At 34.4% G+C, this 24,423-nt stretch carries 21 protein-coding genes; 15 read left to right on the top strand and 6 right to left on the bottom strand.

Going from position 1 to position 24,423, the window contains the following annotated elements:
* Positions 1–178: 178 nt before the first annotated feature.
* The 4 genes from RQM59_RS09315 to RQM59_RS09330 all read right to left on the bottom strand — a co-directional run bounded on the left by RQM59_RS09315 (position 179) and on the right by RQM59_RS09330 (position 4,144).
* A complete protein-coding gene (locus RQM59_RS09315; protein ID WP_349241837.1) occupies positions 179–925 on the bottom strand; it encodes a LytR/AlgR family response regulator transcription factor in 747 nt (248 codons plus the stop codon).
* The gene (locus tag RQM59_RS09320) at positions 918–2,657 is read right to left on the bottom strand and encodes an ATP-binding protein (protein ID WP_349241838.1); all 1,740 of its coding nucleotides are present in this window, start codon (positions 2,655–2,657) and stop codon (positions 918–920) included. Before RQM59_RS09320 ends, RQM59_RS09315 begins: the two co-directional genes overlap by 8 nt.
* 126 nt (positions 2,658–2,783) lie before the next feature.
* Positions 2,784–3,290, bottom strand: coding sequence for a hypothetical protein (locus RQM59_RS09325; RefSeq protein WP_349241839.1), 507 nt, complete (start codon positions 3,288–3,290; stop codon positions 2,784–2,786).
* A 263-nt stretch (positions 3,291–3,553) separates the two neighbouring features.
* Positions 3,554–4,144 (bottom strand): hypothetical protein, encoded by a 591-nt coding sequence (locus RQM59_RS09330; RefSeq protein ID WP_349241840.1) that lies wholly within the window; start codon positions 4,142–4,144, stop codon positions 3,554–3,556.
* 142 nt (positions 4,145–4,286) lie between these two features.
* Here RQM59_RS09330 and mfd point away from each other — a divergent pair, with 142 nt between their 5' ends.
* From mfd to RQM59_RS09345, 3 genes are all read left to right on the top strand, one after another.
* On the top strand, positions 4,287–7,619 hold the full coding sequence (gene mfd, locus RQM59_RS09335) for a transcription-repair coupling factor (protein WP_349241841.1): 3,333 nt from the start codon (positions 4,287–4,289) through the stop codon (positions 7,617–7,619).
* Between the two features lie 7 nt (positions 7,620–7,626).
* Positions 7,627–8,487 (top strand): DMT family transporter, encoded by an 861-nt coding sequence (locus RQM59_RS09340; protein ID WP_349241842.1) that lies wholly within the window; start codon positions 7,627–7,629, stop codon positions 8,485–8,487.
* A gap of 61 nt (positions 8,488–8,548) precedes the next feature.
* A complete protein-coding gene (locus RQM59_RS09345; protein WP_349241843.1) occupies positions 8,549–9,271 on the top strand; it encodes a DUF6503 family protein in 723 nt (240 codons plus the stop codon).
* On the opposite strand, the gene dprA is transcribed toward RQM59_RS09345, so the two are convergent.
* Positions 9,258–10,361, bottom strand: a complete 1,104-nt coding sequence (gene dprA, locus RQM59_RS09350) for a DNA-processing protein DprA (RefSeq protein WP_349241844.1) — start codon at positions 10,359–10,361, stop codon at positions 9,258–9,260. The genes RQM59_RS09345 and dprA overlap by 14 nt on opposite strands.
* Before the next feature lie 95 nt (positions 10,362–10,456).
* Here dprA and RQM59_RS09355 point away from each other — a divergent pair, with 95 nt between their 5' ends.
* Together RQM59_RS09355 and RQM59_RS09360 are read left to right on the top strand one after the other, a co-directional pair.
* Positions 10,457–11,359 (top strand): HU domain-containing protein, encoded by a 903-nt coding sequence (locus RQM59_RS09355; protein WP_349241845.1) that lies wholly within the window; start codon positions 10,457–10,459, stop codon positions 11,357–11,359.
* 71 nt (positions 11,360–11,430) lie between these two features.
* Entirely contained in the window at positions 11,431–11,940 is a 510-nt protein-coding gene (locus RQM59_RS09360; protein ID WP_349242000.1) for an acyl-CoA thioesterase, read from the top strand.
* A gap of 57 nt (positions 11,941–11,997) precedes the next feature.
* Here RQM59_RS09360 and RQM59_RS09365 read toward each other — a convergent pair whose 3' ends face one another.
* The gene (locus RQM59_RS09365; RefSeq protein WP_349241846.1) at positions 11,998–14,622 is read right to left on the bottom strand and encodes a DUF5916 domain-containing protein; all 2,625 of its coding nucleotides are present in this window, start codon (positions 14,620–14,622) and stop codon (positions 11,998–12,000) included.
* 263 nt (positions 14,623–14,885) lie between these two features.
* Between RQM59_RS09365 and RQM59_RS09370 the strand changes: the two genes are divergently transcribed.
* The 10 genes from RQM59_RS09370 to asnS all read left to right on the top strand — a co-directional run bounded on the left by RQM59_RS09370 (position 14,886) and on the right by asnS (position 24,399).
* Positions 14,886–15,353 carry a nuclear transport factor 2 family protein gene (locus RQM59_RS09370; protein ID WP_349241847.1) on the top strand — a complete coding sequence of 156 codons (468 nt, stop codon included), beginning with the start codon at positions 14,886–14,888 and terminating at the stop codon, positions 15,351–15,353.
* Between the two features lie 2 nt (positions 15,354–15,355).
* Positions 15,356–16,159: a hypothetical protein gene (locus RQM59_RS09375; protein WP_349241848.1), complete on the top strand. Its 804-nt coding sequence runs from the start codon at positions 15,356–15,358 to the stop codon at positions 16,157–16,159.
* 149 nt (positions 16,160–16,308) lie between these two features.
* Positions 16,309–16,764, top strand: coding sequence for a 50S ribosomal protein L13 (rplM, locus tag RQM59_RS09380; RefSeq protein ID WP_349241849.1), 456 nt, complete (start codon positions 16,309–16,311; stop codon positions 16,762–16,764).
* Positions 16,764–17,150: a 30S ribosomal protein S9 gene (gene rpsI / locus RQM59_RS09385; RefSeq protein WP_349241850.1), complete on the top strand. Its 387-nt coding sequence runs from the start codon at positions 16,764–16,766 to the stop codon at positions 17,148–17,150. Before rplM ends, rpsI begins: the two co-directional genes overlap by 1 nt.
* Before the next feature lie 111 nt (positions 17,151–17,261).
* A complete protein-coding gene (rpsB, locus tag RQM59_RS09390) occupies positions 17,262–18,128 on the top strand; it encodes a 30S ribosomal protein S2 (RefSeq protein ID WP_349241851.1) in 867 nt (288 codons plus the stop codon).
* Positions 18,129–18,153: 25 nt separating this feature from the next.
* Positions 18,154–18,975: a translation elongation factor Ts gene (gene tsf, locus RQM59_RS09395; protein ID WP_349241852.1), complete on the top strand. Its 822-nt coding sequence runs from the start codon at positions 18,154–18,156 to the stop codon at positions 18,973–18,975.
* A 122-nt stretch (positions 18,976–19,097) separates the two neighbouring features.
* Positions 19,098–19,805: a UMP kinase gene (gene pyrH, locus RQM59_RS09400; RefSeq protein WP_349241853.1), complete on the top strand. Its 708-nt coding sequence runs from the start codon at positions 19,098–19,100 to the stop codon at positions 19,803–19,805.
* A 21-nt stretch (positions 19,806–19,826) separates the two neighbouring features.
* Positions 19,827–20,381 carry a ribosome recycling factor gene (gene frr / locus RQM59_RS09405; protein ID WP_349241854.1) on the top strand — a complete coding sequence of 185 codons (555 nt, stop codon included), beginning with the start codon at positions 19,827–19,829 and terminating at the stop codon, positions 20,379–20,381.
* 108 nt (positions 20,382–20,489) lie between these two features.
* Entirely contained in the window at positions 20,490–22,865 is a 2,376-nt protein-coding gene (locus tag RQM59_RS09410) for an efflux RND transporter permease subunit (protein ID WP_349241855.1), read from the top strand.
* A gap of 100 nt (positions 22,866–22,965) precedes the next feature.
* The gene (gene asnS, locus RQM59_RS09415) at positions 22,966–24,399 is read left to right on the top strand and encodes an asparagine--tRNA ligase (protein ID WP_349241856.1); all 1,434 of its coding nucleotides are present in this window, start codon (positions 22,966–22,968) and stop codon (positions 24,397–24,399) included.
* Positions 24,400–24,423 lie beyond the last annotated feature (24 nt).

The following is a 24,423-nucleotide window of genomic DNA, read 5'->3' on the forward strand; positions in this document are numbered from 1 at the left end:
TATTGCTAGCCTTGATTCCTGAGTTGAAATTAGTACGAGATATCGATGAGTTTTAAAAAAATGGAATGAAGCTGATTTTTTTATCCATGAGATGGGAATAATGAACTATCAAGATTTTAAAGAGTAGCACATCCCTATATAGATCTTGATAAAACTATTTTATGGATTAGAAGCTTCACTATCGTAGAGTGCGAACCTTCTTTATGATGCTTTTGTAAGTATCGCTTAGAGTAGCTTTATGATTTCCAGACAGGATAATCAAATTATCTGAAGGAATGATCTCAGTGATCTTTTGAGCGTTTACAATAAAATTTCTATGTGTTCTGTAAAATCTAGTTTTATCCAGTAGTTCAAGTATTTTAACCAATGAAATGAGAATAACAAATTTTTCTTTATCTGTAACAATATTGCAGTATTTTTCCTCTACTTCTATATATATAATATCATTTACGCCAACTTTTTTTAACGACCTCCCCTTTTTTATAAAAAGGCTCTCAGAGCTAATCACCGTGCTTTTATCTTCATCTAAAAAAGCATCTGGCTGTTCGTAGAACTTTTCCAAAGCTGTTTCTATCGCATATAAAATTTCCAGTTCATTGAACGGCTTTAAAAGGTAACTAAAAGGATGAGTTAATTTTGCGCGCTCGAATATTTTACGATCTGTGGAACTCGTCAGAAACACAAAAGGTTTTATCTTTCCTGGTACCGCATTAATAGTTTCTGCAAATGCAATACCTTCTGGGTTTCCATGCAAAAAAACATCAATAATTGCTATATCAATAGGATTTCCATAGAAAATTTCTAACGCTTCTTTATGTGTTCTCGCTATCCCTACTATCGTATAGTTATGTGTTTCTAGAACTTTAGCCAAAGCTGTGCTCTCATCAGGTCTATCCTCTACTATTAATACATTGACTTTATCCATTGTGGCTTTTTTTTGGTAATGATATAATCATTTTCGTTCCTTTCCCTAGTTGACTTTCTATCGAGAATTTTCCTGAATTCTTAACCATCATTGATTTAACCAAATGTAATCCCAAACCAGTTCCTATTGCTTTTTCGCTTTTCTTCTTTGATAACAACTTACTGCTTTCCATTAGAGCTGTTTGAGTATCTTCATCCATTCCTATACCAGAATCTTTAACTATTAGATCACAGTACATTTCATCACTATCCTCGGTATAAACTAGAATACTTCCCTCAGGCTTTGAGAATTTTATCGCATTGTCTAATAAATTTCTTAAAACAATCTTCAGAGATTCTTGATCGACCTCAACAATTATTGATTTCAAAACCCTATTCTCAAAAACAATATTTTTCTGCTCCATTAAAGGTATATAATTGTAAGCCACCTGTTCTACTATAGACGACAATCTAATTGATGTAATCTCAAAATAGGATTGCCTCGTTTGCAATAATGCCCAGTGTAATAAATTATCCAATAAGCCGTAGGCTCCGTTAACAACTGCACTGTTTTGTTCAAGTAATTTGTTTAATTCTTCCAGGTTTTTAGTTTCTAAACTATGCTTTACTTTTTTATTACTGGTCCGAATAGCATTTACCGAAGAGCGCAAGTCATGACTCACTATGGAAAACAATTTGTCTTTTGTATCATTTAAAGTATTTAAAGTTTCTTTCTGTGCTGTAATTATTTTATTCCTCTTTATCTTTCCTCTGTAGGAATAAAATAACGTTCCTAAAAGGAACAACAATATGATTGCTGAATATAAAAATCCATTTCTTTCGGCAATTTTAAGCTTATTTATTGCCAGTAAAAGGCTGACTTCTTTTTGTTTTTCTTTTACTGCAAATTTCTTTTCTAGCTGAGCAACTTCATAGATTTTATTCTGGTCTGTTAAGGAGTCTTTCCATTGTTCATACTCTTTTCTATACGTTAATGACTTTACATATTTTTTACGATTCTCCTCTACAACGGACATATTAAGTGCCGTGTTCTGTTTTAGATCAAATCGTTTTGTATATTTTGACAATGCATATGCTTTTTCAAAGTAAGGGATTGCTTCATCGTCCTTATACTGCACATAGTATAAATTAGCCATATCTCCATAAGACCCTACCAATTCTATAGTATCTTTTTCTATTTCAAGAGATCTTATTGTCTTTAGCAAATAATATTCTGCTTTATCAAATTTTTCAAGATGAAGATAGCACAAACCCAGATTATGTTCAATATCATTTTTCTCAATTTCTGCCATTTCGTAAGTATTGACATCATTGACTCTTTCAAAATATTCTATAGCCTTTTTAAACTGACCCTCTTCCAAGGCAATTTCACCTAAGTAAACTTTAATACGATTATAGAAATCAAATTCTTCGGAGATCTTCGCAAATTCCTTTTCAGATTCTCGGTATAATCGTTTTCTTTTAAAACTATAAGCCCTTAAATAGTAACAGTAATCTACAAACTCTTTATTTCCGTTTACTCCATTTAGCCCCTTAGAAGTATATACCAATGTAGAATCCCATTCTTTAGCAAAGAAGAAGGTTTGTGCCTTAGAAAAAGTATTATTATTTAAAAAGCGGCTGCTTCTGGACTTAAACTCTTTTTCAAAATCAGTAAGAGTTCTTGATTTTTGAGCAAAAAAAATTGTGCTATGAAGCAAAAAAACAGAAAGGAGGAAGATTCTTAAGTTCAAACGTAATTGGGGGTTTTCAGCAAGTTAATAAAAATTAAAAGGACAAAAAAGCGGAACTAAAACATATCCCGCTTTTCTTTTCTAATGCCAAGTCCAAATTAAATAGGCTCTAAAGTAGTTTTGTGCTTAACTTTTTTCTAAAGTCAACTTACTGTGCTTAACGGTGGTAACAGTACCTCTAGAGGTTTTCGGATCTTCATTCCATAAGTAGATATCAAGCGTATTTATATGCTCATCTTCAATACAGGCTGGTATTTCCAATTCAAGATAATATGGAGTGAATTGCGTCATTTCTCCTTCTTGCATATCGTAAACTACGTACAGTTTCTGCATCTTTTTATCTTGGGAAGGTTTAAGCATGGCATCTCCCCCATAAATATCAAGTTCTGAAATAGTAAGATCAGAATTGATCCCTACGGTTACTTTTATCTTAATGATTGTTTTACCGTTAGCATATTCTGCTGTGATATCGAAAGGCGCAATTAGGGAGTCCTGACCTTTTGGACCAGAGTATGGTTCTGAAGGTCCCATATTGAATGGTGCAGGTAAGGTAAATAATTTACTTGAAGCTGGCGGTGCTATGTGAGGTTCTCTTCTCACTTCTCTTCTTCTTTTAAGTTTTGCTGTGTTCATAATTTAATGTTTTGAAGTTAATATTTAGTGATTTTTAATTGTATAGAATTTCTTAGTTTTTAGTTTAAGTAATTCTATACAAAGAGAAAAAAAGAAAAATTGATTTTTTGGAAAAAAGGAACGAAGCGGGCTTTTTTTAGAACCAAGCATCAAAAACAACTTATAAAGCAAAAAAAAACTCTTTATTTCCATAAAGAGTGTAATACTATAATTTGAAGAGTCTACAGGTTTATGTAGAACATAAAATTTTATCAAATGGCACACTAATACCTATGATCCCAAAGTCTATAATTCAAGACTCTTCTATTTAAACTATATACTAAGCCTGCAGATACCTGAGTATGCGTAACCATACTAATAATGTTATCAGGAGCCTTTTTATACATCATTTGAGCATTCAGTCCAAGTCTTGGTGAAAACCAAAACGTTCCTCCTGCTACAAAATTATAGGTTCCAGTTCTTTTCGACCCGGGCACATTACTTGGCGCTCCAACAACACTTAAACCAAGTCCGATATATGGCACAAGGTTTTCATCTGATGTATTAAAGTCATATCTAATAGTTCCATCTAAGGAGAAGTATTTCACCTGATTATTAATCAATCCTTCTACTTTATTAATTGGGCTTAAAACCATACTTGCATCCAATGACAACCCTTTAAGGAAATATCTAGCTGCATTTAACTTGATTACTTGAGAAGAATATCTTTCACCTAAAACACGACTTCCATTTGGACCAAAAGAGGTTAGTGCCGTACTTAATCCAACAACCCATTTGTTGTCTTCATTTTGAGCTTTTACATTAAAACTACTAATAAACAGAATAGCTATTAAAAAAAATATGTTCTTATTCATAATACTTTGAAATAGGGTGTTAAGGGGACTATAATATGTACTACTAACTAAATTCCAGCAAATATATTGTATTATCGAAGAAAACAAAACCAAAATTCTCTTTTTATAAAATAGTGTAGTATTTTTGCTAAAATTTTTATCGTTGAGTAAGCAAGAGATTGTAAATCAATATCAAAAATCTGTAAAAGTAGCGCAGGTTTCTGAGCTTCTAAACCGCAAGAATCACCATTTTCAGATCACGAATTTGGTTGGATCATCATTGTCTTTCGTTACCTCTGAGGTTTTCAAATCTTCTGAAAACCCTTTTGTTTTTATCTTTAATGACAAAGAAGAAGCTGCCTATTATTTAAATGATTTTGAAAGCCTTTTAGGAGACAAAAATGTTTTATTTTATCCAGGTTCTTACAGAAGGCCTTACCAGATTGAAGAAACAGATAATGCCAATATTCTTTTACGGTCAGAGGTTCTAAATCGAATTAATTCGAGAAAAAAGCCTGCAATAATCGTTACGTATCCTGATGCTCTTTTTGAAAAAGTAGTAACAAAAAGAGAATTGGAGAGAAACACGTTAAAGGTATCTACAGGAGACGCTGTTTCGCTTGATTTTGTCAATGAGATATTATTCGAATATCATTTTAACAGGGTTGATTTTGTTACCGAGCCTGGCGAGTTTTCCGTGAGAGGAGGTATTATTGACGTTTTTTCTTTTTCTAATGACAAGCCATATAGAATAGAGTTCTTTGGAGATGAAGTAGACAGTATTAGAACTTTTGATATTGAATCTCAACTTTCTGAAGAAAAGCTCAAAAAGGTGAGTATCATTCCTAATATTGAAAACAAAACGTTACAAGAAAAACGGCAAAGTTTTCTAAAATACATTTCATCCAACAGCAACGTATTTCTAAAGAATGAAGAACTACTTTCTGGAAGACTAGACCTTTTGTTTGAAAAAGCTCAAGTGGCTTTTGGTGAGTTGTCTGAAGAGTTAAATCATTCAAAACCAGAAGAACTTTTTTGTAATGGCGCATTTATTAAACAACAATTTACAGAGTTTAGTGTAGCACATTGGGGAGCTTCTTCAAATACATTTGAAACGTCAGTCTCCTTTAAAACAAAACCTCAGCCATCTTTTAATAAAAAGTTCGATCTACTCATCGAAAATTTAAATGACCATCACCAAAAAGGATATCAGAACTATATTTTTTGTACCAACGAAAAGCAAGCGAAACGATTTGAAGACATTTTTAAGGATGTTCCTCAAGATGTGCATTACCAAACCATAGTCTCTTCATTACATCAAGGATTTGTAGATGTAGATGAAAAAATTCTCTGCTATACTGATCATCAGATCTTTGAGCGCTATCACAAATTTCATTTAAAGAATGGGTATGCAAAAAAACAAGCAATTACTCTAAAAGAAATAAATAGTCTTCAAATTGGCGATTACGTCACACACATTGACCACGGTATTGGTAAATTCGGCGGATTGCAAAAAATTGATGTTGAAGGTAAAAAACAAGAAGCCATCAAATTGATCTACGGAGATAGGGACATTTTATACGTAAGTATACACTCCTTGCACAAGATCACAAAGTTCAATGGAAAGGATGGGAAAGCACCTAAAATATATAAGCTCGGGTCTGGAGCATGGAAAAAAATCAAACAAAAGACAAAAAAACGTGTTAAGGAAATTGCCTATGATCTAATCCAATTGTATGCAAAAAGAAAAATGCAAAAAGGTTTTGCCTTTGGCCCTGACACGTATATGCAACATGAACTAGAAGCAAGTTTCTTGTTTGAGGATACTCCTGATCAATTCAGCACAACTCAAGATGTTAAATCTGACATGGAACGAGAGCAACCTATGGATCGTTTGGTTTGTGGAGATGTAGGTTTTGGAAAAACTGAAATTGCAATCAGAGCTGCTTTTAAAGCAGTAGATAATGGCAAACAGGTAGCAATTTTAGTTCCTACAACCATTCTTGCTTTTCAACACTTTAAAACATTTTCGAGAAGGTTAAAAGATTTTCCAATCAAGGTGGATTATCTTAATCGGTTTAAAACAACAAAGCAACGAAATCAGGTTATTCAAGGAATTAATGATGGTAGTTTGGATATTGTAATTGGCACGCATCAATTAACAAATCAAAAAATAAAATTCAAAGACCTGGGGCTTCTCATTATTGATGAAGAACAAAAATTTGGAGTTGCTGTAAAGGATAAGCTAAAAACCTTAAAAGAAAATGTAGATACACTAACCTTAACCGCAACGCCTATTCCACGAACATTACAATTTAGTTTGATGGCGGCCCGAGATCTCTCAGTGATTAACACACCTCCTCCAAACAGACATCCCATTGAAACCAATGTGATCCGTTTTAGTGAAGAAACGATACGAGATGCTATTAGTTACGAGATCTCTCGAGGAGGGCAAACCTTCTTTGTACATAACAGGATCGAGAACATAAAAGAAGTAGCTGGTTTAATTCAGCGTTTAGTTCCTAATGCAAAAATCGGTATTGGTCATGGACAAATGGATGGTAAGAAACTAGAAGAGCTAATGCTAGGGTTTATGAATAATGAATTTGATGTACTGGTAGCTACCACAATTATTGAAAGTGGATTAGATGTTACCAACGCAAATACCATTTTCATCAATAATGCAAATAACTTTGGATTATCAGATCTTCATCAAATGAGAGGGCGCGTAGGGCGTTCCAACAAGAAGGCTTTCTGTTATTTCATAACTCCTCCCTACCATATGATGACCAACGATGCACGAAAAAGAATTCAAGCTTTGGAAGTGTTTTCTGATTTAGGTAGCGGTATCAATATCGCTATGAAAGATCTGGAAATTCGAGGCGCAGGAGATCTTCTGGGAGGAGAACAAAGTGGTTTTATTAATGACATTGGTTTTGAGACATATCAAAAAATCCTAAACGAAGCTATTGAAGAACTTAAAGAAAATGAATTTAAAGAACTTTACAATACTGAAGATGCTGCTCCAAAAGAGTTTGTAAAAGAAGTTCAAATAGATACAGATTTTGAAATCCTGTTTCCAGACGATTATATCAATGCCATTACAGAAAGACTTGCTTTGTACAATACATTATCTGCTATTGAAAGTGAGTTTGCCTTGCAAGATTTTGAAACTAAATTGATTGATCGTTTTGGTGAACTCCCTACGGAAGCAGCTGACCTACTAGACAGCGTGCGATTAAAATGGTTTGCTAAAAGATTAGGTTTGGAGAAGGTGGTATTAAAGCAAAAACGTATGATCGGTTACTTTGTTTCTGATCAGCAAAGTCCTTATTATCAAACAAGTGAGTTTACCCGATTCTTAAAGTATGTACAACATCATTCAAAGGATTGTGTGATGAAAGAAAAACAAACGAAAAACGGACTACGTCTTTTGGTTACCTTTATCAAAATAGACACAGTACAAAAAGCCTTAAATATCTTAAAAAGTATTTAAAATAATTATGGAAAATAACCATCTGAAACATCTTTCAGGACTAATCTTAGCAACATTATTTATAAGTACATCTGGAGTGCTTGGTAAATATATTGCCATGCCGTCGGAAGTAATTGTTTGGTTTCGCTCTTCTTTTGCACTGGTTTTTTTATACATTTTTTGTAAGATTAGAAAGATTGATTTGAACGTAAAGTTTAAAAAAGATCATGCTCCTTTGATCATTAGCTCCTTGTTTATGGCGGGGCATTGGATCACCTATTTCTATGCACTCAAATTATCGAATGTCGCTTTAGGGATGCTTTCATTATTTACATTCCCCGTAATTACGGCTCTGTTAGAACCCGTGTTTTTAAAAACAAAGTTCAACCCTATTCATATCATTCTAGGTATTATTGTATTAATTGGAGTTTATATTCTTGCCCCGGATTTTAATTTAGAGAGCTCTCAAGTTCAAGGCATTTTGTTCGGATTGCTATCCGCCTTATGTTACTCCATTCGCGTACTAATACTTAAACAGCATGTTGCAAATTATCATGGATCCATGCTGATGTTTTATCAAACACTTGTGATCACGATAGTACTGCTACCGGTATTATTCTTTATGGACCTTTCTGGTTTCCAATCTCAATTCCCATATTTAATATTAATTGCATTGCTCACCACAGCTATTGGACATAGTTTAATGGTACATTCCTTAAAGTTCTTTTCTGCAACCGCAGCTACCATTATTAGTAGTATTCAACCTATTTTCGGAATTATTCTGGCGTTTCTATTTTTAAATGAAATCCCACATGTGAATACCTACATTGGTGGAGCCTTGATCTTGGCTACCGTAGTTATTGAAAGCATCCGATCTAAAAAGAAGTAGCACAACTTTAACACAATTTTAAATTTAAAGTAGGTACATTTAGTTCTCAAATAATCAACCTATGAGATATATACTTCTATGCTTCATTATTTTTTTGGGAAGCTGTAATTCAGGTGATCAAAACCTTACAGGAAAAGATATCATTGCAAAAAGCATTCAAAAACACGATTCAAATAACAAGTGGAGTAGCACCGACATGCACCTTCGCATACAAGAACCTAGGTTCCAAAATCCTGTTCGGTATTCAATAGTAAAACTGAACAATAAGACAGGGGCTTTCTCACTGCAACGTAATAGAGATCACCATGTTTCTAATCATATTATTGACGAACAAGGAAATGCGACGACTTATCTAGATGGAAAGACCATAACCGATACATTATTAATCAAGAAATATAGACTTGACCCTTCTCGAAATACTGTATATCGCCGTTTTTATCAAAGTTTAATGGGACTCCCTATGTCTTTACATATAGAAAAATTGGATAGTATTGGAGATGTATCTCAAGTTATTTTTAATGATATTCGAAGTTATATGGTACCTATCGAGCTTGAAAAACCACTGTTTTCAAAACATTGGAATCTTTTCTTTTCTCGAGACGATTTTTCAATGATAGGTATCGAAATGATTTTTCCAGATGATCTAACTAAAGGAGAGCGCCTATTCTTTGAAGGGAGTGCTAATATAAATGGAGTAACGATTCCTCGTCATAAACATTGGCATGATCTATCGGGAGAATATTTAGGTTCCGATATCATCATAAAAGAAATTACAAAAGAGTAAACATTTTTCCTGGCAATGGTTTCACCACTCCTTTCAGTTCGAGTTGAAGTAATATTGCCGCTAGTTGAAATGTAGAAATATTACATTCTAAAGCGATTACGTCTAATAATTGTGCTTTTTTATGTTTTAAGTATTCATAGATTTTCTGTTCCTCGACACCTAACTCAACAAAAAGTTGTTTTTGCACTTCCCTTTTAGGTTCTAATATAGTATCCCAGCCTAATACTTTTATGACATCTTTAGAGGAGGTTATTACGTGGGCTTTATGTTGCTTTATTAAATTGTTGCACCCTTTGCTATAGATATCCGTTACTTTGCCAGGTACAGCAAATATTTCTCTATCATAAGAATTAGCGATATCTGCAGTTACTAAAGAACCTCCTTTTTCTGCAGATTCAATAACAATAGTTGCATCCGAAAGTCCAGCCACAATCCTGTTGCGTTGCAAAAAATGTTCTCTAAGTGGATTTTCATCATGCCAAAATTCTGTAATGAAACCTCCTCGATTATGCATTTGATGCATATACTTTTTATGAGATCTCGGATACATCTGTTCTAGACCATGAGCTAAAACCGCAATAGTTTGCAGTTTGTTTTCCATCGCAACTTTATGAGCACATATATCTACTCCATATGCAAAACCGCTTACAATCATTGGGTCGTATTTAGCAAGCTCATGTATTAACTGTTTACAAAAGTCTCTGCCATAATGCGTCATGCTTCTGGTTCCAACTACAGATAATACTCTTTTATTTGTAAAGTCTATGCTCCCTTCTTTAAAGAATAGGATTGGTCCATCTACGCAGTGTTTCAACTTCTGCGGATAATCTTTATCTAAAAAATATGCATATTCAATCTTATTATCCAGTACGTATTGCAACTCATTATCAACATTTTGTAATTGAGACTCATCTAATAGATGTTTGGTTATTTGGGTTCCAACACCATGAATTTTCTGAAGAACATGTGGGCGTTCTTTAAATAGCAGTTCTACATCCCCAACTGTATGTATAAGCTTTTTGGCGAGTATTGTCCCTATCGACTTTGCTTTCTGCAGACGCAGAACGGCAAACAATTTTTCTTTTTCCAATGTGCAATGTTTTGATTATCAATGTACAAAATTATTGTTAATAATTTTTAAGATCAATAGAAGTACGTTTTCTATAAATTTCTATATTTGTTTTGATGACAGTAGCTAATTATATACACGATTTATTATACAGACACGATTGCGTAATTGTTCCTAATTTCGGTGGTTTTATTACCAACACAATTGGTGCAAAAATTCATGAAGCTACACATACATTTTATCCACCAACAAAGCAGGTTTCGTTCAATACACATTTAAAGCATAACGATGGCTTGCTTGTAAATTATATTGCCAAAGTTGAAAATGTGTCTTTTGACATTGCTTCAAAAAAAGTGGCAACTACCGTTTTAAATTGGAGAAAAGATATTCAATCAAGTGGAGTGGTTTTGGACAGTATTGGTCAACTAATTTTAGATGATAATGGACAATATCTTTTTGAACCTTCTCAAGATGTTAATTATCTGTCTAATGCTTTTGGTTTAGCTCCTTATACTAATGTTCCTGTAGAACGTTATCAACAGAAAGTGGTGCCGATGGTAGCTGCTAGTTCTAAATCAAAGATTTCTGCACTAGTTAAGTATGCGGCTACCGCTGCTATTGTATTAACGCTAGGAACCGTTGGCTGGAATGGATACCAAAACAACTTAGAGCAAAAAGAAATTGCAAAAGAGCAAAAGGAATTAGAAAATAAGATTCAGAATGCCACTTTTGTAATTAGCAATCCACTACCTACCATTAATTTAAATGTAACTAAAGAAGTAGCGAAACCTTATCATGTAATTGCTGGGTCTTTTCAGTTTATTGAAAATGCTGAAAAGAAAGTAAATCAATTAAAGGCAAAAGGATTTAATGCTGCTATTTTAGGAAAAAATAAATGGGGATTGACACAAGTCGCTTTTGAAAGTTTTACTGATAGGTCAGAAGCTTTCAAAAATTTAGCAGCAATTCGTAAATCGGATTCCAAAGATGCTTGGATATTGATCAAGCGTTTCCAATAAAATTCATATTCTTGACAAAATTTCTTTAACTCTTTTGCGGGGTAAGTCTTATCTTTGTACAAACTTTTATGATGAGAGCAAAATCACCTAAAGAATCACTAACCATATTAACCGATCTTGTTTTACCTGGTGAAACAAATTATCTAGACAACCTTTTTGGAGGCGAGTTATTGGCAAGAATGGATAGAGCTTGTAGTATTGCTGCAAGAAGGCATTCTAGAAGAATTGTAGTTACGGCCTCTGTGAATCACGTAGCTTTCAATAAGTCAGTTCCTGTAGGAAGTGTGGTTACTATTGAAGCCAAAGTCTCGAGAGCTTTCAAATCATCTATGGAGATTTACGTAGATGTCTGGATAGAAGATCGTCAGTCTGGTTCCAAAACAAAAGTTAATGAAGGTATTTATACATTCGTTGCAGTTGATGAAACAGGAAAACCTGTTGAGATTCCTCAAATTACTCCAGAAACTGACCTAGAAAAAGAACGATATGAAGGTGCGCTGAGAAGAAAGCAATTAAGCCTTGTACTAGCTGGAAAAATGAAACCTAATGAAGCCACAGAATTAAGAGCTTTGTTTACATAAAGTATCCTTTACTAATTGGGCTCAAAAACTTAAAAAAGGTTCCCGAAAAGACAAAATTTATTTTACGAATCGATACGTCATCTTAATCAAAAATGTATTTTCCTTTTTCTGATTTAAGATTTGATTTCTCAGTTCATTTCCTAATGTATTTTTAGGATCTCCTAATCCTGTTACTCCTTGAGACCAAACAAAAAAGATCTCAGATCCTGGGATATATTCCCATCTCATTACCAAATTTGATCTGAATTGAACAAATGAAAAGTCCGGGTTGCTAAAACTGTAATCCGTTACGGTGTCTAAATCTTCATCTATCGAATAAGTATCATTTCCAAACGATATTTGATTACTGTTATATAATGTGACTCTATCATTTAGATCCTCAGCAGCTGCATTATTCACAAAATTAAAATCGGTATAACGTCCTCTTGATATAAACGGCTGCCCATAATATTGGATCGACAAATTTGGGTTAATACTATAGTTCAACCGCAGTGTAGTACTCCATGTTTGTTGATCTATATTTCCTAAAATATATCGCGTAATGGTTCCAAATCCCGCTTGGGTAACATACTGAGTTTTATTAGGGTTCTTTTCGAACTCTGTGCTTAGTGATAAGCTCAATGCATTTAACGGTTGATAGTTCATTCTAACCACGTATCGGCTAAACGAAAAATTGTCTTGCTGTACTTGATTTCCTACATACCCTAGTGTGAAATTGAATTTCTTCCGTTGATCGGACCCAAAAAACAAGAAATGAAAATTCTCATCAGAATACCTCCAACGAGGGCCTCCTCTTAAAAAAGTATTGATAAATATCCTTGGCTTGTGTCCAAATCCTGCTTCAGTCCACCAGTTATTATCCCAGTTGATATCTCCATTGATTTCGTAATTGGTTCTGTTGTGATTCCCATCAAAATCATAGGTTGTTGACTGAAAAAAACGTAATGAAGCTCTTCTATACGTCTTCGTTGGCTTTTGCCATAGATAGCGCACATTAGCAAACTGACGGATCTCATCTGCCTGTCTCAAAAACCCTATATCATTCAACTCCAATTCCGGAGAACGCCACATTACACCTGCGGCATAACGCCAATTTCCCCCGCCTGCTTTTCCTCCTTCTAAACGACCACCTGAACCCGACAAAGAAGTCCGAGTTGGATCTACAGAAACGTGTCCTGCATCTTCTCTTTGAAATAAATGTGTAATTGATCTTTGTGTAGCCTCAATGGCTTCTGGGCTACCAGTAACATAACTTGTTACCAAATTTCCTTGCACAAAATAGTTTCTGTTTTTCCAATTATGCCTAAAATCCAATCCACCAGTATAGGCCGCTTTGTGTAGGTAATTAAAATTACCATCTAAATTTCTATTGGTAGCAGTAAAAATACCTCCAACATACGTATTTCTATCATTAAAATCTTTTTGGGCTCTAGCAACAAAATAATTGGTTAGGGGTTCAACAATTTCCTTTCTTCTGGTTCCATTGTTATCGATTTTTGCATACTCATTGGCTGTCACACTTTCTAAAAGACCAATGGACCAACCACTTTTCGTTTTTCCTGAAAACTTTGCCGCTCCTAAAATGGTCGTATTTACTGGAATATCGGCGTACTCGCCAGCAGCCAATGTTGGGCTACCATGCGGACTTCTTCCAATTCTTCTGCTATAAAACACATTATCTTGACCATTGGCGAAACGGAAATCAAAAATGTTCTTATTTTCTACAAAAAACGGGCGCTGTTCCCTGAAAAATATTTGAAATCCATCTAATGCAATAGCTCCTGGATCTGCTTCTACTTGACCAAAATCGGGGTTTACGGTTAAATCCAGTGTAAGGTCATTTGTAATTCCAATCTTCGCATCCAACCCTCCATTTATTTTAAAATCACTTCCATCTCTAAATGGATTTCCTGCTTCTTGAGGATACGAATCAAATTGTCCCACTAAAAATGGCTGTATCTCTAATTGCTTTTGAGGTTGAATATTCACCAAGCCTCTTAAAATCCCAAATTCACTTACCCACCCGGGAGCGTCCTGTGGAATACGCTGCCAAACAGATCGTTCTTCTTTTCTAAAGAACCTTCTCTGAACCTGTAACCCCCAAGTTTGTTCTGGACTTTCTCCAAATTTTAATTGACTAAATGGAATCTTTATTTCAGCCGTCCATCCTTTTTCATCTATATTGGTTGCGGTATACCATATCGGATTCCAGCTACCGTCCCAATTATTTCCATTATTTGAAATAAACTCATCTCCTTTTACACCAGCGGCGGTTAACGTGAAAGAAAAACCCGTTCTGTCATCATTATAACTATCAATATTAACTTCAACCCAATCTCCAGCAAATCCATCCCTACGGGATAACCGCTTTTCAATTTTATCTGGTTCTGCATCAAAAGCTCTAACTCCTATATATAAGAATTTATCATCGTAAACGATTTTAAATTGTGTTTGATGACTTGGCGGGGTGTTTTCATCGGGTCTTTGTTCAATAAAATCAGTGGCCCATTCTACCGCATTCCAGCTTTCTTCATTTAACAACCCATCTATAACCAGAGATGTTGTAACTGCTTTTGTTGTATATGTTCTTTTTGGAATTGTTGGTTTGCTTTCCTGCGCACTTAAAGTTGAGATAGTAAAAATAGCTACCAGTGGCAAGAGTTTTAGTTGGTTGATTTGCATAGTTGTTAATTAATAGTTCAAAACTATCAAAACAATTGAATCCTCTCTTCCACATTCTCAATTGTTATTGTATTTGAATAGTCCCATGAAAGACAACGAATATTTATAAACGTTTCACTTTTCAACTCAAATCTATTATAGATATTTCTTAACGTTCTGTTAATTCACTAATTTTTAACTTTTTAAAATGCCTAAAAAAAAGGTATTTTTATCCTATCGAAGTCTAGTCTAATTTAGGTTTCTTTATCATCAATCTTCTATCCATGAAATATTTAAAGCTCCTTTTACCTACTTTACTCCTTGCATTTACGAGTTGTTCAATTTCAAACGCTACTTCAGAGAGCCCCACAAAAGAATCGCTACTAGAAGCTGTAAACAAGTTTAATCGTGCTTTTTCTGAAGGGGATGTTGCAACGTTAGTTACAATGATTACTGACGATTACAAGCATACGAATGGGAGCTCAAAAGCTATAAGCGCGCAAAGTTGGTTGAGTTATCTTAACAAGCGTAACAATGATCTTGCATCTAAGGATCTCATTGTACATAGTTATGACATGGACCAGATAGAAATAGTACTAGATAACACCTGGGCTATTGTCACGGGAAGGGTCAAAACTGTAAGTACTTTTAAAGGCATTCGAAAAGAGAGTGAGTTTCGAATTACTCATTTATGGACATATGAAAATGAACGCTGGAAACGTGCTGGTTTCCATGATGGAAAAATAAAATAACCATGAAGAGAATACAGCTTTTTGAATTTGAGGATCATTCCTGGTTCCCCGATTGGATACGATCCTGCATGACGAACCTTTTAGTAGTCATGCATAAGTTAATGGGCACAAAGGAAGTTTTGGTTCATCTTTTATCTGATGTTAAAAAGAGGCATAACTTTACTCAAATTGTCGATTTGGGATCTGGTTCTGGAGGAATAATGCCAGAAGTGATTAGGAGTTTAAACGATCAAAATTCTGCTAGCTCCATTGATCTCTTATTAACAGATCTTCATCCTAATAAGAAAGCCATACATCATATAAATACATCTGGACAACCGAATACTAAATACAATGAAACTCCTATAGATGCTACGCAGCTCACAAATACTCCAAAAGGTTTAAAAACCATGATCAATAGTTTTCATCATATGCCTCCCAAAAAGGCCAAGATGATTTTACAATCTGCACAAGAAAATAAACAAGCTATATTGATCTATGAAATGGCGGAGAACAAAATGCCTTTGGCACTTTGGTGGTTATTACTTCCTATTTCTTTAGCTATTGTTTTTATTATGGCTTTAATACTTACTCCTTTTTCTAAACCCATAACGATAAGGCAATTAATTTTTACATATTTAATCCCTATTATTCCCATTTTTTATGCCTGGGATGGGCAAGCTTCACTCCCAAGGATGTATGCTTTTAATGATGTAGAATCTTTACTAAAACCTTTTGAAAATGATACTTATACATGGGAAATAAAACCTGGTAAAAAATCGAATGGTAAAAAGTTGGGGTATTACATTTTAGGCGTTCCGAAATAGTACAATCTTACGTCAAAAGGAAATTCCATGTACTCGCTAGAAAAATTACTCTTTAGCAGTTTGTCAATCAAATAATTAGTGGTACATTTGCACTCCTTTTTTAAGGAAAAAACAAATTATTAATTAGGACAAAAACTAAAAGTGTAATTATGAACACATTAAGTTACAAAACAGTATCAGCTAACAAAGCTACCGTTACTAAAGAATGGGTTGTTGTTGATGCGGACGGGCAAACGTTGGGTCGTCTAGCTTCTAAAGTAGCAAAGCTAATTAGAGGTAAACACAAACCAAACTTTACTCCACACGTAGATTGTGGAGATAACGTGGTTGTTATCAACGCAGAAAAAATTAATCTAACTGGTAAAAAGTGGACAGATAAATCTTACATCCGTCACACAGGTTACCCAGGAGGACAAAGATCATTAACTGCTACAGAAATGTTCGAGAAAGATCCTACAAGACTTATCGAGAAAGCAGTAAAAGGGATGTTACCAAAAAACAAATTAGGTAGCGCTTTATTTAGAAACTTGTATGTATATGCAGGTGCAGAGCACAAACAAGAGGCTCAAAATCCAAAAGCTATTAACCTTAACGATCTTAAATAATGGAAACAGTTCACAAAATAGGTAGAAGAAAAACGGCAGTAGCTCGTATTTATCTTTCTAAAGGTAAAGGAAACATTACCATCAATAAAAGAGAATTAACAAACTATTTTACTACACCTACTTTACAATATAAAGTAAAACAACCATTAATGTTAACAGAAAACTTAACTTCTTATGACATTAAAGTAAATGTTTTCGGTGGAGGAGTTACTGGTCAAGCTGAAGCAGTTCGTTTAGCAATTACCAGAGCTTTAGTAGCAATTAATGAAGAGCATAGAGCAATCTTAAAGCCAGAAGGATTATTAACTCGTGATCCAAGAATGGTTGAGCGTAAGAAATTCGGTCAAAAGAAAGCTCGTAAGAAATTCCAGTTCTCTAAACGTTAATCGTTTAGATTACTGTTATCAATTAATAATAACAGTTTAGCATCTAAATAGATGAGACTCGAAAGACTACTTATCTATTGCGATACAACAGAAAGTAAACACATTTAAAAAATGGCAAACGTAGACATTAAAGAATTATTAGATAATGGAGTGCATTTTGGTCACTTAACAAGAAAGTGGAATCCAAACATGGCTCCTTACATTTATACAGAGCGTAATGGTGTTCATATCATCGATTTGTATAAAACAGCTGCAAAAATTGAAGAAGCTTCAGCAGCTTTGCAAAAAATTGCAAACTCAGGAAGAAAAATCTTATTTGTAGCAACCAAAAAGCAAGCAAAAGATATTGTTGCAGAAAAATCAGGTTCTGTAAATATGCCTTACATCACTGAAAGATGGCCAGGAGGTATGTTAACAAACTTTGTAACTATCAGAAAAGCGGTTAAAAAAATGACTTCTATAGATAGAATGAAACAAGATGGATCTTTTGACGCTTTATCTAAAAGAGAGAAATTACAAATTAACCGTCAGAGAGAAAAATTAGAAAAGAACTTAGGTTCTATTGCTGATATGACTCGTTTACCTGGAGCAATATTTGTAGTAGATATCAAGAAAGAGCACATTGCAATCGCAGAAGCTCAAAAATTAAACATTCCAATCTTTGCAATGGTAGATACAAACTCAGACCCGAGAGCTGTAGATTTTGTAATTCCTGCAAATGATGACGCTTCTAAATCTATTGATAAAGTACTAGGCTTTGTAACTGATGCAATTGCAGTTGGTTTAGCAGATAGAAAAGCTGATAAGGATAAAGCATCAGCAGCAAAGACTGAGGCGAAAACTGAAACAAAAACTGAAGCAAAGGCTGAAACAAAAACTGAAGTAAAAGCTGAGGCAAAGGTTGAGGCAAAAACTGAAGTAAAAGCGGAAGCAAAAACTGAGGTTACTGCGAAAGAAGAAGTAAAAGAAGAAAAATAATTAAAACCTTAAAAATACTAGTAAAATGGTAAAAATAACCGCTGCAGAAGTAAATAAGCTTAGAAAAGCAACTGGTGCTGGAATGATGGATTGTAAAAAAGCCCTAGTTGAAGCGGAAGGAGATTTTGATAAAGCTATTGAGATCTTACGTAAAAAAGGACAAAAAGTAGCTGCGAAAAGAGCAGACAGAGAGTCTACTGAAGGTGCTGCTATCGCAAAAGTAAATACTGATAAAACTGTAGGTGTATCTATCGTTTTAGGATGTGAGACTGATTTTGTTGGTAAAAACGAGAGCTTTGTAAGCCTTGCACATGAATTGGCTGAAGTAGCCTTAAACTGTGCTTCAAAAGAAGAGTTTTTAACTAAGGATTTTGGAGGAATGACTGTTGCTGATAAATTAATCGAACAGACTGGAGTTATTGGTGAAAAATTAGACATCAATGCATTCGAAAAAGTAGAAGCTCCTTTTGTTGGTTCTTATATTCATGCAGGTAACAAAATTGCTACAATAGTTGGATTATCGGCTAGTACTGATGGTGCAGACGTTGTTGCTAAGGATGTTGCTATGCAAGCTGCTGCAATGAACCCAATTGCTTTAAACGAAGAAGGTGTTGATGCATCTATCATCGAAAAAGAAATTGAAATTGCAAAAGATCAGTTAAGAGCTGAAGGGAAGCCTGAAGCAATGTTAGATAATATCGCTAAAGGTAAGATCAAACGTTTCTTTAAAGATAATACTTTAGTAAACCAAGCCTTTATTAAAGACAGTAAACAAACTGTATCTCAATATGTAAAAACTATTGGTGATGTTTCTGTTACTGGATTTAAAAGAGTAGCATTAGGATAATTTATATTGAACATGTTTCAATAAAAAAACCTCGTCATCTGACGAGGTTTTTTTTATGCATACAAATCTTTCTTTAGTAGCTGAAATCTAATTATTATATTTGCTCAACTTTCAAATAAACTATGCAATACAAAAGAATACTTTTAAAATTAAGCGGAGAAGCTTTAATGGGCGACCGACAATATGGTATTGATCCTAACAGACTAAAAGAATATGCCAAGGAGATAAAGGACGTTACCAACAAAGGAATAGAAGTTGCTATTGTTATTGGTGGTGGAAATATTTTTAGAGGTGTTGCCGGGGCTAGCAACGGTATGGATCGTGTGCAAGGAGATCATATGGGAATGCTAGCAACTGTTATTAATGGTTTAGCGCTGCAAAGTGCTTTAGAGGAAGCAGATGTCATTACGCGTTTACAAACTGCTATTGAAATAAAAGAAATAGCAGAGCCCTACATAAAGAGAAAAGCCATTAGACATTTAGAGAAAGGTAGAGTTGTTATTTTTGGTGCAGGAACAGGTAACCCGTATTTCACTACAGATACCGCAGCCGTTTTAAGAGCCATTGAAATTAATGCAGATGCTATTTTGAAAGGGACACGTGTTGATGGTATTTACACTGAAGATCCAGAAAAAAATGCTGAAGCAACAAAATTTGAAAACATTACGTTTAAAGATGTAATTGAAAAAGGCTTAAAAGTAATGGACATGACTGCTTTTACCTTAAGCGAAGAAAATAAATTACCTATTATCGTTTTTGATATGAATAAAAAAGGAAATCTTTTTAAATTAGTATCAGGAGAAAAAATAGGGACTGTAGTTAATATCTAGAACCATAAAACATTCGGAAGCATGAATGAAGAAATAGAATTTATCGTAGATAGTTCAAAAGAACAAATGGATAGTGCAATTGACCATTTAATTAAGGAATTACGCTCTATTAGAGCGGGAAAAGCTTCACCATCAATGTTATCGAACATTATGGTAGACTATTATGGTTCTCAAACTCCATTAAGTCAAGTGGCAAACGTTAATACTCCTGATGCAAGAACCATTAGTATTCAACCTTGGGAAAAACAAATGCTACAAGAGATTGAAAAAGCTATTATGATTGCAAATATTGGTTTCAACCCAATGAATAATGGAGAGAACATCATCATTAATGTACCTCCATTAACAGAGGAAAGAAGAAGGGATCTTGTTAAGCAGGCTAAGGCTGAAGCTGAGCATGCTAAAATTGGAATTAGAAATGCTAGGAAAGATGCTAACAACGAAGTGAAGAAGCTAGATATTTCTGACGATCTTAAGAAAAACACAGAAACAGATATTCAATCATTGACGGATTCTTTTGTAAAAAAAGTAGATGACTTATTAGTTGTAAAGGAAACCGAAATAATGACCGTATAGTTTTGGCAAAAAAGATATATATTTAAAGAGTGTTTTTTAACACTCTTTTTATTTGCACAATAGTCAAAGTAAGTTCAAATACCTAACTTTGCAAAAAATTTGATTTACATGAATTTCTGGACAAGAGTTTCTAGGATTATTCTTCGCAATAGATATCTGGTTCTTTTTTTAATAGCAGTTTTGACCGCTTTCTTAGTAAGTCAAATGAAGTATATGCGTTTTTCATATACCGAGGCCAATCTATTACCAGAAGATCATGAGGTAAATATACAGTACGATGAGTTCCTAAAAATATTTGGAGAAGAAGGAAACTTGATTATTCTTGGTATCAAGGACTCTACTGTTTTTACTCCAGCAAAATTTAATGCTTGGAACCAACTTGCCAAATCATTTGACAGCTTGCCTGAAGTAGATTTTACTCTTTCCATTGCTGATGTTAAGAAACTAAGAGCGGACAGAAAACGTAGAAGATTTGTTTTGGAACCTTTGTATAAAGAAAGCCCTAAAACAATAGAAAAAGTAAACACCATTAAAGAGCAATTGTTCGAAAAGCTTCCGTTCTATGACAATCTGCTATACAACAAAGAAACGGGTACCATCCAAACGGCCATCTATATTAATAAAGAGATTGTAAATACTCCGGTCAGAAAAGCCTTTGTTTTTAAGAAACTCCAGCCCATCATAGCTGCCTTTGAGAAAGATCACGACTTAGACGTTAGAGTTTCAGGAATGCCTTATATCAGAACTGTAAATTCCCAGAATATTGTAGATGAGATTTGGATGTTCGTTGGTGGAGCTTTATTGATTACAGCTATCATCTTTTTCTTTTTCTTTAGGTCTTTCAGAGCTACGTTTATTACACTTTTAGTGGTTACAATTGGTGTTACTTGGGCGTTTGGATTTATTGGTCTTTTGGGATACGAAATCACCGTACTTACTGCTTTAATACCACCATTAATTATCGTTATTGGGGTTCCGAATGCGGTCTTTCTAATCAACAAGTACCAGCAAGAAATAAAAAAACATGGTCAACAAGCAAAGGCTTTACAACGGGTCATTTCGAAAATCGGGAATGCTACGTTAATGACCAACTTAACTACAGCATCTGGTTTTGCCACTTTTGTTTTTGTAAAAAGTCAATTACTAAGAGAGTTTGGAATTTTAGCATCGATCAATATTATCAGCATATTTATTTTAGCATTGATGATCATTCCAATACTCTATAGCTTTATGCCTTTACCTAAAAAGAAGCATTTAAGTCATCTCGAAAAAAGATGGATAGAAGACGTTGTGGATTGGATGGAAAAAATGGTCAAAGAGCAACGCGTTACCGTATATATTAGCACCGTTATTGTTATCATTTTAAGTATTATTGGTGTATACCAAATACGCGTATCTGGAAGCTTGATAGAAGATATGCCTAAAAGCAAACAATTCTACTCAGATATTAAATTCTTTGAAAATGAATTTGGAGGCATTATGCCACTTGAAATTTTGGTAGATACTAGAAAGAACAAAGGTGTTATGCGATTATCTACGCTGAAGAAGATGGAGAAGATTAATGAAGCGATTGAAGCATTTCCCGAACTTTCAAAGCCTATTTCCATTGTAAATTTGGTAAAATACTCTAAGCAAGCCTACTATAAAGGAAATCCCAAATACTACCAACTACCTACATCACAAGAACAGAGCTATATTTTGGCATACACAAAGAACTCCGCCAACAATGCAAATATGTTGAATAATTTTGTGGATTCTACAGGTAGGTACGCCAGGATAACTACTTTTATGAAGGATATTGGAACGGAGAAAATGGATCTAATTCAAAATCGATTAAGAGAAGTCATTAAAAAAGAATTTCCAGAAGAAAGATATAGCGTTAGTTTAACGGGAAAAGCCTTGGTATTTTTAAAAGGAACTAATTATTTAATTACCAACTTGGTATTTTCACTTTCACTTGCCATACTTCTTATTGCCATTTTTATGGCGTGGATGTTTAGATCTTTTAGAATGATCTTGATTTCCATTATTCCAAATATACTTCCGTTATTAATAACCGCAGGACTAATGGGATTCTTTGATATTCCTATAAAGCCATCGACTATCTTGGTATTTAGTATTGCTTTTGGAATTTCGGTAGATGATACGATTCATTTCTTAGCAAAATATCGACAAGAATTAATTGCTAATAACTGGAAGATCCGTAAATCCGTATATGCTGCGCTTCGAGAAACAGGTGTAAGTATGTTTTATACCTCGATTGTGTTGTTCTTTGGATTCTTGATTTTTACCATTTCTAGTTTTGGTGGAACGATCGCTTTGGGAGGATTGGTTTCAGTAACCTTATTATTGGCCATGGTCTCGAATTTATTGTTACTTCCGTCGCTACTGCTAACCTTTGAAAAGAAAATTGCCAATGAGCGTATTTTCAAAGAACCCAGTATTAAGATTTTACCTCCAAAAGAAGGAAATCAAGATAAATAAATTCTTTTGTTCTTAGCAGTTGATTCGTTGTTCATTTTCGACTAAAAAAGTATCTTTGTTGCTTTTAAACTCAAAAGGTTTAACAGGATAAACAGAGATCATGATGATAAGCAGTGTTTCCGAACTATTAGTATCGGACAAATTTTTACAAGAAGTACAGGTTAAAGGGTGGGTAAGGACATTTAGAAGTAATCGTTTTATTGCTTTAAACGATGGTTCTACTATTAAAAACATTCAATGTGTTGTTGACTTTGAAAATACGGATGAGAACACATTAAAAAGAATTGCGACTGGAGCTGCTGTAAATATTAAAGGCACCTTGATTGAAAGTCAAGGAAGGGGTCAAACCGTAGAAATCCAGGTTTCAGAATTGGAAATTTTAGGAGATTCAAATCCTGATGAATATCCTATTCAACCTAAAAAACATAGCATGGAATTCTTACGTGAGAATGCGCATCTACGTGTAAGAACAAATACGTTTAGTGCAGTTATGCGCGTGCGTTCTGCATTGTCTTTTGCCGTACATAAGTACTTTCAAGAAAATGGATTTAACTATGTAAATACTCCTATTGTTACTGGTTCGGATGCTGAGGGTGCTGGAGAAATGTTTCGTGTAACTACTTTTGAGCCAAACGATGCACCGACCACTGAAGATGGAGGGGTAGATTATTCTCAAGACTTTTTTGGTAAAGAGACCAACTTAACGGTATCTGGGCAATTAGAAGCAGAGACCTTTGCAATGGCACTAGGTAAAGTGTACACTTTTGGTCCAACTTTTAGAGCTGAAAATTCTAATACAACTCGTCATCTAGCTGAATTTTGGATGATAGAACCAGAGGTTGCTTTCTGTGATCTTGATGGGAACATGGACCTATCTGAAGATTTTATTAAATCGGTATTAGCATATGTTTTAGAACATTGTAAAGACGATTTAGCTTTTTTAGAGCAACGCTTAACGCAAGAAGAAAAATCAAAACCTCAAGCGGAGAGAAGTGAAATGACTTTGATTGAAAAACTTCATTTCGTAGTTGACAATAACTTCAAAAGAGTAAGTTATACTGAAGCTATCGATATTTTAAGAAACTCCAAACCAAATAAAAAGAAGAAGTTCCAGTTTCCTATTAACGAATGGGGAGCTGACCTACAATCGGAACATGAAAGATATTTAGTAGAAAAGCACTTTAAATGTCCAGTTATCTTATTTGATTATCCGGCGAACATTAAGGCTTTCTATATGAGATTAAATGACGATGGTAAGACCGTAAGAGCTATGGACGTTTTATTTCCAGGAATTGGAGAAATCGCTGGAGGAAGTCAGAGAGAAGAACGTTACGATGTGTTGTTAGATAAGATTAAAACCATGGGGATTGATGAGAAAGAGCTTTGGTGGTACCTAGACCTTAGAAAATTTGGAACTGCAGTGCATTCTGGTTTTGGTTTAGGGTTTGAAAGACTGGTTCAGTTTGCTACAGGAATGGGAAATATTAGAGATGTAATTCCTTTTCCTAGAACACCGCAAAATGCTGAATTTTAAGCCTAAGTTTCGTATCTTTAAAAT

Source organism: Asprobacillus argus (assembly GCF_032248395.1).
Lineage (GTDB): Bacteria > Bacteroidota > Bacteroidia > Flavobacteriales > Flavobacteriaceae > Polaribacter > Polaribacter argus.